We start from the raw sequence: 13,190 nt of genomic DNA, 5'->3' as shown, positions 1-13,190 counted from the left end.
TTTTCCAATAGATTCCTTTCAATAAATTATAGTATAGCATTTTATGATAAATGCTTCAACCAAAAAAAAGGACAGATTTTTCTTTTGAAAGCATCTGTCCTGATCTTTATATTTCTGTTTTTTTACTTCGCTGTAATATATCCCCGGGCCTTCAGTGTCTCTGCACACAGTATCGCACCGCCTGCCGCACCGCGAACCGTATTATGAGACAGTCCTACGAATTTCCAGTCATAGACTGTGTCCGGGCGAAGACGTCCTACTGAAATTCCCATCCCTTTCTCATAATCAACATCCAGGGCTACCTGGGGGCGGTTATCTTCTTCCATATACCGGATAAATTGCTTCGGAGCACTGGGAAGCTTCAATTCCTGAGGAAGTCCTTTAAAGTCCACTATCTTCTCAATCAATTGTTCTTTGGAGGGCTGCTTTCTGAATTTAACAAATACTGCCGCCGTATGTCCATTGAGCACAGGTACGCGGATGCACTGACTGGTAATCTTAGGTTCCTCTGCTTTCACTATGACTCCATCTTCTATCCTGCCCCAGAGACGCAGGGGTTCCTGTTCGGACTTCTCTTCCTCTCCGCCAATGTAAGGAATAATATTCTCCTCCATCTCAGGCCAGTCTTTAAAGGTCTTTCCTGCACCTGAAATTGCCTGGTAGGTGGTCACTACCACCTCATAAGGCTCGAACTCTTTCCACGCAGTCAAAACAGGGGCGTAGCTCTGAATGGAGCAATTCGGCTTTACAGCCACAAAACCGCGGGTCGTACCCAGCCGCTTTTTCTGATCTTCAATAATTGCAAAGTGCTCCGGATTAATCTCCGGAACCACCATAGGTACATCAGGCGTCCATCTGTGCGCACTGTTATTGGAGACGACAGGTGTTTCTGCCTTTGCATATGCTTCTTCTATTTTTTTGATCTCTTCTTTTGACATGTCGACTGCCGAAAATACAAAATCCACTCCGGCGCTGACATGCGGAGCATCATTGACATTCAGAACAATCAGATTCTTTACCGCTTCAGGCATCGGCGTATCCATCTTCCATCTTCCGCCTACAGCCTCTTCATATGTTTTACCGGCACTTCTCGGGCTGGCAGCCAAAGTAACAACTTCAAACCAGGGATGATCTTCCAGCAGTGAGATAAATCTCTGTCCAACCATACCTGTTGCGCCAAGAATACCTACTCTTAACTTTTTTTCCATAATTCGCTCCTCATTTCACGGACCCGCTTTCTAACCGGTCGCTTTTTGTGTTTGTACCGCGTACATATGTACGCCATGGAAATAATAATATAACAAATCCGATAAAAATGCAAGCATTATCTTAGTTTTTTCTCAGATATCTCCGGTTTTCTTCTATAACAACTTTCATGGCCTCTGCTCCCGGAGCCCCGATTGTATTTCTGCGCTCCACACAGTTCTTCATACTGACTGCATCATATATATCTTCTTCAAATACCGGACTTATGGCTTTATACTCCTCTAATTTCATATCGTCAAGGGATATCTTGCGCTCCATGCAGTATAGCACCAGACGTCCTATAATTCCATGGGCATCCCGAAATGGTACACCCTTACCCACCAGATAATCTGCAGCATCCGTAGCATTCGTGAATCCGTTTCTGGCTGAATTCTCCATAACCTGGCTGCGGAACTTCATAGTGTCCAGCATACCGGTAAACAAAGCCGTACATCCCTTTACAGTATCTATGGCATCAAAGGTAAGTTCCTTATCCTCCTGCATGTCTTTATTATATGCAAGAGGTATTCCCTTCATGGTGGTAAGAACAGACATCAATGCTCCATAAACACGCCCTGTCTTTCCACGGACCAGCTCTGCAATATCCGGATTTTTCTTCTGAGGCATGATAGAGCTTCCTGTGCTGTAGGCATCGTCAATTTCTACAAACTGATATTCATTGGTGTTCCATATGATAACCTCCTCTGAAAATCTTGAAAGATGCATCATGATCGTGGACAATGCGGATAATAATTCAATCAGATAATCCCTGTCTGATACAGAATCCATGCTGTTAAGCGTAGGTCCGTCAAATCCCAGAAGCTCCGCTGTATAAGCACGGTCCAGGGGATACGTAGTTCCGGCCAGAGCGCCTGCACCCAACGGACAAAGATTCATCCTCTTAAAGATATCTTTCAGGCGTCCTCTGTCTCTGCGGAACATCTCGAAGTATGCTCCCATATGATGAGCCAAAGTAATAGGCTGTGCCTTCTGCAGGTGCGTAAATCCCGGCATATAGGTATGGAGGTTTTCCTCCATGATTTTTTCAACCGTTTCCAGAAGCGTTTTCAGAATATCATCCAGCTGCATAATTTCATCCCTGACGTAAAGTTTCATATCCAGTGCAACCTGATCGTTGCGGCTTCTTCCTGTATGAAGTTTCTTCCCTGCATCTCCGATACGGTCAATCAGATTTGACTCCACAAAGCTGTGGATATCTTCGTATTCAGCGGTAATTTTCAGTTTCCCTGACTCAACATCCTCGAGGATTCCTTTTAACCCTTTGATAATCTGATCGCGTTCTTCTGTTTTAAGAATTCCCTGTTTCGCAAGCATGGTGACATGGGCGATGCTGCCTTGAATATCCTGCCGATAGAATTTTTGATCAAAACCGATGGAAGCATTAAAGTTATATACCAGTTGATCCGTTTCCTTTGTGAAACGGCCTCCCCAAAGTTGTGCCATAGTGATTTCCTCTTTTCTAAGTGATTAACTGTAGCTTATCATATACCTAATATTACGTCAATTCCTGTCTGGAATAGATGCAGCCACAATAATTTTGACGATACAGATTGTATTCCTTTGATAATTCTACCGAGCGCTTATACCCATTCTTTTTCTTAAAATCCGAATTCAGATAAGCAACATGGTATTCCCGGGCCAGTTTCTCACCTATTTCATTTAATTTATGGGCATCCTTCATAGGGCTGATTGATAACGTTGTAGTAAAGTAGTCACAACCCAGTTCACATGCCTTTTCAGCTGCTTCACGAAGACGCAGCTCATAGCATAAAAGGCAGCGCCTGCCACCTTCCGGCGACTGCTCCAATCCTTTGGATAATTTGAAGAATTTCTCGGGTTCATAGCTTCCTTCCAGAAAATGTACGGAATTTTCCACCGGCATTTCGCGTATCAGACGCTCCTGCTCCTGAACCCTCGCTGTATACTCCGCCTGCGGGTAGATATTTGGGTTATAATAATATAATGTAATGGAAAAATATCTGGAAAGATACTCCAGTACATAACTACTGCAGGGTGCACAACAGCTATGCAGCAGCAAAGAAGGGGTTTTCCCTTCCCGCCGCTGCTCCTCTATACGTTTTTCCAGTTCTCTCTGGTAATTTCTTATATTTGCCATATACTCACCTGTTTCTCCTGGCGATCTGTTCGCCCAGTAAGACTCTTGTCTCAATCCCATGTCTGGAATTTTTCAGGATATCCCTGTCCGGCTGAATCCTTCCTTCCATGCTAAGGAGAATAATCGTAGATCCTCCAAATGCAAAATTTCCTTTTTCCTGCCCGCGCCGCACAGAACGTGCTCCATGATGGTTCTCAATTTTTCCTACCATCATGGCACCTACTTCCATCATCAACAGCGTACCGAAGTTCTCGGAACGAAGCAGGGAGTATTCCCTGGTGTTTTCTTTATAAACCGGATAGCAGTCATTTGCCACCGGATTCACCGTATGAAAAATACCCGGAATCCGGTAATTGCTGCTTTTTGCTCCCTGATCCACATAGATATACCTATGATAATCATCTGCCTCCAGGCGAAAAACCCAGGCATACCCCCCCTTAAAGATATGCGCCAGCTTCTTATTCTTCAAAAGGCTTCCCAATGTATATTTGGTATTCTTTATTTCAAAAGAACAGGTATCATTGATTTCATAAACACAGACTCTTCCATCGCATGGACTGATCAGGCAATCCCGATCACTTTCTATCCTACGCGCTCCAGGCTGTAGTTTTCTGGTAAAAAAATCATTAAAGGAATGAAACTTCTCCTCCCTGCATTGTGACAGGTCAATATGTCTGGCTCTCACAAAAGGTTTTATGAATAAGCACGAAGCCTTACAGGAGAGCATCTTTCCGCTGAAGTGCGAAACTGCAGGAGAAACCAACGGTTTCAATAATATTCTTCCCAGCATATGCCCGTACATATAAGCCAGAAACCGGTCCTGTGCAGAATTTTCAATTATGATATTACCCTCCCGGTCAGCAGTTTTAATCATGCATGCATCCTCACTTTCCTGAATATAATCTGGAGAACGGCCAGAGCCACAATTCCAACCAGACATATAAGTTCTTTGTTTGTAGGCTTCCGAAATTTAAAATCTGTGATAAATAAGAGTCCGATTCCCAAAACCAGAATATGTAATACAACTATAAAATATGCAGAAAACAACGGCGAGCATACGTATAGCAGCGGCAATGCCACCGACATCGAGGTTATGGGCAGACCACGGTAATACTTTCCGGCTTCATCGGTCTCATCCTGCCTTTTTTCTTCCATTACGTTAAAAAACCCGAGTCGTATGATACCGGCAAGTCCATAAAAAATCAGAATTGCGATACTGTAGATCTGCCGCATCCCCAGATAATAACAGATAATGATAGGAAATGCGCCAAAACAGACCACATCGCACAAGGAATCTATCTGAATGCCGAAACGCTTTTCATCTTCTGTGCGATTTTTCTTTGTCCTTGCTATCTTCCCATCGAACATATCACAAAGCCCGGAAAATGCCAGACAGAAAATTGCCCAGTGAATATGTCCTGATGCTGCACAAAAAACTCCACTGATAGAAGATGCAAAACTAATATAGGTAAGTATTACCGTATAATCATAAAAACCAATCACTGTTATCCCTCATCTTTCGAAATTATTTTCTTTCCCTTCGGTTCCGGGAAAAGCCAGGCCGTTGCACGTTCAAACACTCTGCCATAAGTCTCTGCAATTTTGGTGCAGCGGCCAAGCCGGAAGCATACTTCAGCCAGTATCACCCCTCCTGCTATATCCACTAATACATGCTGCTTCGTAGTTAATGTGGATATAAATACCGAAATTGCCATAATACAGGAAAATGTCTGATACCATAGAGGGATTCCTTTCTTTCCCCTGATTCCAATAAAGCAAAACCAGCTGACCAGACAATGTATGGAGGGGAACAGGTTAGAGGCTGAATCAATCGAATACAGCCAGCTCATGGCACTGTTCCAGAATCCAACTTCTGTGATTACAGGTCTGGTATTGGTCGTCGGATATATAAGATAAAAAAACAGGCATACACAGCGTGATAAAAAATCCCCCGCAAAAAACTGATATACACTCTTTTTATCCTGTTTTGCAATCAGTATATAGTTTACAAACCAGAACAGATAACATCCAAAATAGATAACCAGTGTCTCGGGTACAAAGGGTATTTTTTGATCCAGATCACTTTCTATGTTATGATGGTACCAGCTGCCGGCAACCAGCTTTGACCCTCCATATACAACATTATTAAACATAAATGCACAGACGACTGGCAAAAAGCCATAGTCCGGCATAATTCTGGTTATTATCTTTCGTATTTTATCCATTACTTTTATCCACTACTTCTTTCCCTCTTTTCTTCAAAACCTGCCTTAGTATATCAATTCATCACGGGATACTCAAGTACTTTTCAAAATTCTTAAAAAATTTTTAAGCATTTTAACTATTTCCTATTAGAATACCACTTTTCCAGAAGACATAGTCCCTGATACAACACCATGGCTATCACGCATAAAATTACAATTGATAAGATCAGCCAATTCAATTTAAAGACCTGGCTGGAATATATAATCAGATAACCAAGTCCCCGTCTTGCACCTATGAATTCTCCTATAATTACACCAACCAGGCATAATCCGATATCCACTTTCAGAATACTGAGCAGATAGGGTGTAGAGGCCGGGAGCACTACTTTTGTAAGCACCTGATGCTTCTTACCTCCAAGCGTATAAATCAGCTTCATCTTTTCCTGCCCAACCTCCTGGAATCCCTGATAGAGACTGATAATCGAACCAAAAATGGCTACCGACATACCGGCTATAACAATCGTCTTCATATTGGCACCCAGCCAGACAATCAAAAGTGGTGCCAGGGCCGATTTCGGCAATGAGTTCAGTACGATAAAATATGGTTCCGACACAGCCGCAAACCTTGGGAAAACCCAGAGCAGAATTGCAGTCAGAACTGTAAATAATATCGTGAGTGCAAAGCTAATCAACGTTTCAGCCAGCGTTACCCCTACATGTACCGGCAGACTGTGATCCTTCATCATATCATAAAAAGTCTGGATTACCTGCACCGGACTGCTGAATATAAAGGAATCAATCCATCCGAAATCCGAAGCACACTGCCATATAGACAGAAAAGCGAGCAGTATAAATATTCTGAGAAAACGAACCTGATGTTTTTCCTTAAGCTGTTTTTTAAGATACGCTTCCTGCGCTGTACATGTCTTCATAGCTGTTCAACTCCTTCCAGATTGTATTAAAATATGTCTTAAATGCCGGTGCATTTCTGGATGTCATTGGTGTCCTGTTCGGAATGTCCATATCTATATCTACAGTACTTTTCACAATCGCAGGCCGTCTTGACAGGACGATTACCTGGTCAGCCATGCTGATTGCTTCAGAAATATCATGGGTCACAAGCAATGCTGTCTTTTTCTGTGCCTTAAGAATTTGTCCTATATCATCCGCCACCGAAAGCCTGGTCTGATAATCCAAAGCCGAAAACGGCTCATCCAGAAGGAGTAATGCAGGTTCCAATGCTAAGGTCCGAATTAAGGCAGCCCTCTGGCGCATGCCTCCGGACAGCTGAGACGGACGGGCATTCCGAAACTCTTCCAGTCCATACGTCTTCAGCATCTGTTCAACCTTTTCCTTCGTGCTGTCGTTCAATTTCTTCTGTATCTCCAGCCCCAGTGTTACATTGCGGTAGATGGTACGCCATTCAAAGAGATGGTCCTTCTGCAGCATATAGCCGATGTTAATATCAGATTCCGCCAAAGGTTTCCCTTTTATAAAAATAGAACCGGATTCCGGCTTTATCAAACCGGATATCAGGTTCAGAATTGTACTCTTCCCGCATCCGCTGGGGCCTACCACAGCCACAAATTCTCCTTCTCCGACCTTAAAATTTATATCTGATAAGGCTTCCGTTTCCCCTTCCATACTGTGATAAGAAAAGCATATATTCTTAAGCTCCAAAAGTGGCTCCATATGGCACCTCCTGTGCATGTTGTGTTTTCCGTAAAGGTCTTCTCTTTTTAAGATATGCATTTACCGTGGAAATTGATTAATACTTGATTAGAGCTCAATATTTATGCTATAATGAGCATACTTTATTTCCACAATAAACATAAAAAAGGAAGAGGCAATATGATCCAATCAAGAACACATACCTGCGGTGAGCTTCGCATCCGGAATATCGGTGAAAAAGTAATCTTAGCCGGCTGGTATGAAAACATTAGAAAAGTATCTAAAAATCTCGGTTTCCTAATCCTCAGGGATTTTTATGGCACAACTCAGATTGTAATTGAAACAGAAGAGATGATGAATATCATGGATGGAATCAACAATGAGTCCACCATTTCCGTTGAAGGAACTGTAAGAGAACGCTCCAGTAAGAATCCTGCAATTGCTACAGGTGATATTGAGGTGGTTCCGGACAAAATCAAGGTGCTGGGCACTTGTATCCATAATGCACTGCCATTTGAAATCAACCGCTCCACAGAAGCGGATGAAAACTTCCGTCTGAGATATCGTTATCTGGATTTACGAAATCCGGAAGTTAAAAGTAAAATAGTATTAAGAAGTAAAATTGTTGCTGAATTAAGACAGCGGATGACGGATCTTGGCTTTCTGGAAATTACTACTCCCATCCTTACCTGCTCTTCTCCTGAGGGTGCACGTGATTATCTTGTTCCATCAAGAGTTCATCCCGGTAAATTTTATGCACTTCCCCAGGCGCCGCAACAGTTTAAGCAGATTTTAATGGCTTCCGGATTTGACCGTTATTTTCAGATTGCTCCTTGTTTCCGGGATGAGGATGCCCGGGCGGACCGCTCTCCGGGAGAATTCTATCAGCTGGATATGGAGATGGCATTTGCCACACAGGAGGATGTCTTCTCTATTATTGAAGAGGTACTTCCGCCGGTATTTGAAAAACACGGTGTTTATAAGGCAGCTTCCAAGGCTCCATTCGTCCGTATTCCTTACCTTGAGGCGATGGACAAGTATGGCTCCGATAAACCAGATCTTCGAATCGACTTAACCGTTCAGGATGCAACCGAATGCATGTCTGACTGCGGATTTGAACCATTTTCCGGTAATGTGGTAAAGGCTGTCGTCGTTGATCAATTCACTGCTACCCGTAAAGTAATTGATAAACTCTGCAACGATGTGTTCATACAGACGGACAATAAGGCATATTGGTTCAAGCTGGATGAAAAGGGCGAATTTGTTGGCGGAATCAGCAAATTCCTGGTTAATATAAAAGATAAGGTAGTTGAAGCCTTGAACTTAAAACCAGGCGACTTCGTTGGTCTCGCTGCCGGGAAGAAGTTAAAAGCTCAAAAAACAGCAGGCGTCCTTCGTAACATGTTAGGTGCCAACTGCGAAGCTCATATGAAAAAGGACTGCTATGAGTTCTGCTGGATTGTAGATTTCCCAATGTACGAAATCGGCGATGAATCCGGTGAACTGGAATTCTGCCACAATCCATTTTCCATGCCTCAGGGGGGTATGGAAGCATTGCTTAACCAGGAACCAACTGAGATACTTGCCTACCAGTATGATCTCGTATGTAATGGTGTGGAATTATCTTCCGGCGCAGTTCGTAATCACGATCCGGAAATCATGGTTAAAGCCTTTAATATCATAGGACTTGGAGAAGATGACGTAAAAGCCAAGTTTCCTGCCATGTACAACGCATTCTGCTACGGAGCACCGCCGCATGCAGGTATCGCACCCGGCGTAGACCGCATGATTATGCTGATTACAGGAGAAGACAGCATCAAAGAGATCATCCCCTTCCCTATGAACAAAAGTGCCATGGATGTCATGATGAATGCTCCTGCAGAAGTGGATGCAAAACAGCTGGATGATGTTCACATTCAGATAAAGAGAGAAAAAGCAGACGAATAGCATAAAAGTAAACCGGGAGGTGTTTTCCTCCCGGTTTACTTTTATGCAGTTTCTTTTAACTTCTAAAAAACTCTATGATTTCTTCATATCCTTCTGCCTGCAGCTGTTCTTTCTGGAATTTTTTATTTTTTTTCATCACAGAAATCTGGACTTGTACACCTTCTTTACGCTCTTCGCAAGCCCTGGCAATAATATCGCTAAGTTCATCTGAAGGCATATTCTTTTCCACCAGGTAGGCTTTCTTTTGGGATGTCCCGGGTATCTTATAGCTTCTCTCCAGTAAAAGCATAACAATACGTTCAAACCCAATAGAGAATCCACATGCCGGGACCGGAATCCCCGTGAACTTGCCAATCATCTCATCATAGCGTCCGCCGCCGCCTACCGAACCTCCAAATTCATCCATGGATATCTCAAAAATCGGTCCGGTATAGTAAGACATTCCACGAACTAAAGTCGGATCAAATACAATAGAAAAATCAGCACTCTTCACTGTGTCCACACTTTTCATAATTGCCTGTAAGCCTTCGGAATATTCTTCATCCAGGAATCCGCCCAGCTTATCCTGAATGAAAGTGATTCCCTGGATATCCGGAGTCACCTCTTTGAATAACTCCAGGTATTTAGCAACAGACTCCTCGGAAAAGCCCTCTTTTTTTAGTTCCTCTGCAACCCCATCCAGACCAATCTTATCCATCTTATCCAGAATAATGAAGACGGTATCATACGTTGACTCCGGAAACCCACTATATGCTGCCATAGCTTTTAAAATCCTGCGATCATTAATCCGGATTGTAAACTTTTTAAAATCAAGCTTCCCCAGCAGTGTAGTAGTGGCCAGGATTAATTCAATTTCCGCCAGATTGCTCTGTTCACCCAATATATCGATGTCACACTGCATAAACTGACGAAAACGCCCCCTCTGAGGTCTGTCTGCTCTCCAGACGTTCCCCATCTGTAAAGCCTTAAAGGGACTGGAAAGTTCATTCGCATGGTTGGAATAATACCGGCAAAGAGGCACTGTCAGATCATAACGCAGTCCACCGTCCACCAGGTCGGATTCACAGGCTGCTTCCTCCAGTTTTAACTTTTCTCCTCTTTTTAAAATCTTAAAGATCAGTTTTTCATTCTCCCCGCCCTGCTTACTGCTTAAATTTTCGATATGTTCCACGCAAGGGGTTTCAATGGAGGAAAATCCAAAGGTTGCATATGTTTCTTTAATCAGACGAATCACATAATCCCGAATTTCCATCTCCTGGGGCAGAATATCTTTCATACCTGTCACCGGTTTTTTCTTCAATGCCATTATACCAAATCTCCTCTCTCATCTATGGAAAACTCGCCCAATACTACAGGCCTTCGTTTATTTTCATGAATCACTTTCTGAAAAGCCAGAAAAACTTTCATATCAAAATCTCTGATGTCCTCCAGCATAAGCCTTACAGCAGCGTCCTGATCATAGGCTTTCCGATAAGGGCGGTCGGATGTCAGCGCACAATATACATCACATACACGTAAAATCCGTCCGCCGAACGGTATATCATCGCCAAACAGATGATCCGGATATCCGCTTCCATCATAGTTCTCGTGATGATGTAACACACTTTTCTGAATGGACTCAGAATATCCGCAGCGTTTTACCACATCATAGCTTTCCCTGGGGTGCATACGGACAACCTTCATCTCTTCTACAACCAGCGGATGTTCACTGATTTCCTTTACCAGCACGATCTTTCCAATGTCATGCAGCAATCCGGCGATGGAAAGATCATGGCAATCCTGCTCACCGTATCCCAATTCTCTTGCTACATCATAAGCCAGATTGCTTACTTCCATTCCGTGGCGAATCTGTTCCGACAGGGAGTATTGAAGCATGTTCTTGTGCCTCCCGGCTTTACAGGAATTTTTCAACCCCAATTCTTTTTCGCTCCAGCATTTCATCAATTCTCTCCACATAACTCTTTAAATCCTTGACATTCTCGGCACGCTCAATACGTTCACCATGCTGAAAGACAAATTTGCTGGACGCACCCGCTCCTGCAGCCATAATCGTCTGCTTTTCTTCCATAATCAGTATGTTGTATATTCCCGCCTTGTCGAGCTTGGCATAACCTACATTCTCAAAATTTCCGGCCATATTTTTCTGACGATACAGGTAATAGGGACTCATACCCATCTCTCTGGAACAGTTTTCAGTCATCTGCATGATTTCCTGACTGTTCTCAAAGGAAATCTCCTGGTATTGCTCTTTAAACAGATTTAACCGGGTCGCACGTTTTAAAGCCAGTGAATGTATAGTCAGGCTGTCAGGATCTATGATTTTCATTTGTTCTAAAGTATGTGCTACCTGCTCTTTATGCTCACCCGGCAGCCCAACTATCAAATCCATATTGATATTATCAAATCCCATGTCTCGTGCAGTATTAAACGTTTCTGTGATTTCCTCCACCGTATGTTTTCTCCCGATCAGATCCAGGGTTTCCTGATTCATGGTCTGTGGATTGATGGAGATACGGGTTACCGGAAACTCCTTAAGCACAGCAAGCTTAGCGGTTGTAATCGTATCCGGTCTTCCTGCTTCAACCGTAAATTCTTTTAATCCGTTGACCGGGAATTCTCTGCAGATGTGTTCCAGAAGGGCACCCATCTGACCCGCCTCCAGTGTTGTCGGAGTTCCTCCTCCGATATAAATTGTATCCAATGGGCGTCCCTTCATCTGTTCCGCTATAAAGGACAACTCTTTTTTCAGTGCGTCCAAATAAGGCTCTACCATATGAGACCATGTTTTCAGCACATGGGATCCGAAAGAACAGTACAGACAGATGGAAGGGCAAAACGGAATCCCGACATACAGGCTGTAACCCTCTTCGTAATTTATTTCTTTTAAGATGGCTCTTTCACGGTTGGCAATTGTGATGGCAAGTGCAGTCTTTTCCGGACTGGTCCCATAGGTGTCCCGCATATACCTGGCAATCTCTACATTGGATTTTCCTTCCTCCAGCATATGCATCGGAATTTTAGTCGGACGGATTCCGGTCAGATTTCCCCATGGCAGCTCCCTTTTTGTCTGCGAAACCAGTGATTTATAAACCAGCTTTTTCACATGGTTTTTGCGTTCCTTCTGTTCCTCTGCCTCCGGAATACGCGTTGTCTTCCTGCTGACTTCATGTTCTCCTTCCATAATGGCAAATGTAATTGAATCATCACTATATTCCATCAGGTAGTCATATATATAATTCCCGTCAGGTTCCTCCTCCCCTTCATACCATATCTTAATCTCGCTTCCTGGGTAAAAGGCCCGGATTAAGGAATATATATCGTATTCAAATTCTCTTTTATTCAGTTTTAAACGCATACTAAGCAAGTGGATTATACCTCTTTTCCATGCGGATATTCGTGGATTCACCATGCCCCGGGTACACCACTGTCTCATCCGGCAGAGAGGACAGCAGCCTTGCAATACTTGTTCTCATATCCTGCATACTTGCTGTGGGCAGGTCTGTTCTGCCATAGGACCTTTCAAACAAAGTATCCCCTGAAAACAATACAAATTCATTCACCAGATAATAACAGACACTGCCCTTCGTATGTCCCGGAGTATGAAGTACTTCTATATCAAATCCGGCAAGTTCAAGTACATCCCCATCCGCCACCAGATGATCTGCCTTCATTCCCTGGGCCTCTGACCACGCTCCAGACAGATTATAGTCCGGATTTTCCAGAACCTCCTGCTCCAGAATATGTGCGTACACTGGTATTCCATACCGTTCCTGACAACTTACGGCAGCTGTCATATGATCAAAATGGCCATGGGTCAGCAGTATCCCTACAGGCTTTCCTTCCATTTTCAATATCTGCCGGTCAATTATCTCGGGACTGTCAGCCGGATCTACCAGCAGTATCTCTTTTGTTTCCTGATTCATCACAAAATAGCAATTTGTCGCAACCATACCCAAAACCAGGCTGCGAATCATAATCTCTGCCAT

Annotated in this window: 13 protein-coding genes; 1 reads left to right on the top strand and 12 read right to left on the bottom strand. The window is 43.4% G+C overall.

Annotated elements, in window-relative coordinates; genetic code table 11:
- Positions 1-122 precede the first annotated feature (122 nt).
- The 8 genes from asd to KNL20_RS06510 all read right to left on the bottom strand — a co-directional run bounded on the left by asd (position 123) and on the right by KNL20_RS06510 (position 7,278).
- Entirely contained in the window at positions 123-1,208 is a 1,086-nt protein-coding gene (gene asd, locus KNL20_RS06545) for an aspartate-semialdehyde dehydrogenase (protein ID WP_230399799.1), read from the bottom strand.
- A 121-nt stretch (positions 1,209-1,329) separates the two neighbouring features.
- Complete coding sequence (gene argH, locus KNL20_RS06540; protein ID WP_230399798.1) at positions 1,330-2,709, bottom strand: argininosuccinate lyase; 1,380 nt, start codon at positions 2,707-2,709, stop codon at positions 1,330-1,332.
- Between the two features lie 52 nt (positions 2,710-2,761).
- Complete coding sequence (locus tag KNL20_RS06535) at positions 2,762-3,382, bottom strand: epoxyqueuosine reductase QueH (protein WP_230399797.1); 621 nt, start codon at positions 3,380-3,382, stop codon at positions 2,762-2,764.
- 4 nt (positions 3,383-3,386) lie between these two features.
- Positions 3,387-4,253 (bottom strand): phosphatidylserine decarboxylase, encoded by an 867-nt coding sequence (locus tag KNL20_RS06530; protein ID WP_334300001.1) that lies wholly within the window; start codon positions 4,251-4,253, stop codon positions 3,387-3,389.
- Positions 4,253-4,885 carry a CDP-alcohol phosphatidyltransferase family protein gene (locus KNL20_RS06525; protein WP_230399795.1) on the bottom strand — a complete coding sequence of 211 codons (633 nt, stop codon included), beginning with the start codon at positions 4,883-4,885 and terminating at the stop codon, positions 4,253-4,255. The genes KNL20_RS06530 and KNL20_RS06525 overlap by 1 nt, the downstream gene beginning before the upstream one ends.
- 2 nt (positions 4,886-4,887) lie before the next feature.
- The gene (locus KNL20_RS06520) at positions 4,888-5,607 is read right to left on the bottom strand and encodes a phosphatase PAP2 family protein (protein ID WP_230399794.1); all 720 of its coding nucleotides are present in this window, start codon (positions 5,605-5,607) and stop codon (positions 4,888-4,890) included.
- Between the two features lie 116 nt (positions 5,608-5,723).
- A complete protein-coding gene (locus KNL20_RS06515; protein ID WP_230399793.1) occupies positions 5,724-6,518 on the bottom strand; it encodes an ABC transporter permease in 795 nt (264 codons plus the stop codon).
- Positions 6,484-7,278, bottom strand: coding sequence for an ABC transporter ATP-binding protein (locus KNL20_RS06510; RefSeq protein WP_230399792.1), 795 nt, complete (start codon positions 7,276-7,278; stop codon positions 6,484-6,486). The genes KNL20_RS06515 and KNL20_RS06510 overlap by 35 nt, the downstream gene beginning before the upstream one ends.
- A gap of 159 nt (positions 7,279-7,437) precedes the next feature.
- Here KNL20_RS06510 and aspS point away from each other — a divergent pair, with 159 nt between their 5' ends.
- On the top strand, positions 7,438-9,204 hold the full coding sequence (gene aspS, locus KNL20_RS06505; protein WP_230399791.1) for an aspartate--tRNA ligase: 1,767 nt from the start codon (positions 7,438-7,440) through the stop codon (positions 9,202-9,204).
- A gap of 55 nt (positions 9,205-9,259) precedes the next feature.
- On the opposite strand, the gene hisS is transcribed toward aspS, so the two are convergent.
- From hisS to KNL20_RS06485, 4 genes are read right to left on the bottom strand one after another with little or no spacing between them, the layout of a single operon-like run.
- Complete coding sequence (gene hisS, locus KNL20_RS06500; RefSeq protein ID WP_230399790.1) at positions 9,260-10,510, bottom strand: histidine--tRNA ligase; 1,251 nt, start codon at positions 10,508-10,510, stop codon at positions 9,260-9,262.
- On the bottom strand, positions 10,510-11,079 hold the full coding sequence (locus KNL20_RS06495) for an HD-GYP domain-containing protein (protein ID WP_230399789.1): 570 nt from the start codon (positions 11,077-11,079) through the stop codon (positions 10,510-10,512). The genes hisS and KNL20_RS06495 overlap by 1 nt, the downstream gene beginning before the upstream one ends.
- 19 nt (positions 11,080-11,098) lie before the next feature.
- A complete protein-coding gene (gene hemZ / locus KNL20_RS06490) occupies positions 11,099-12,559 on the bottom strand; it encodes a coproporphyrinogen dehydrogenase HemZ (RefSeq protein WP_230400052.1) in 1,461 nt (486 codons plus the stop codon).
- 1 nt (position 12,560) lies between these two features.
- On the bottom strand, positions 12,561-13,190 hold the full coding sequence (locus KNL20_RS06485) for an MBL fold metallo-hydrolase (protein ID WP_230399788.1): 630 nt from the start codon (positions 13,188-13,190) through the stop codon (positions 12,561-12,563).

The sequence above is a fragment of the Novisyntrophococcus fermenticellae genome (genome assembly GCF_018866245.1).
GTDB lineage: Bacteria > Bacillota > Clostridia > Lachnospirales > Lachnospiraceae > Novisyntrophococcus > Novisyntrophococcus fermenticellae.
Note: the sequence above shows the minus strand (reverse complement) of the source record. Positions and strands in the feature narration are given on the sequence as shown.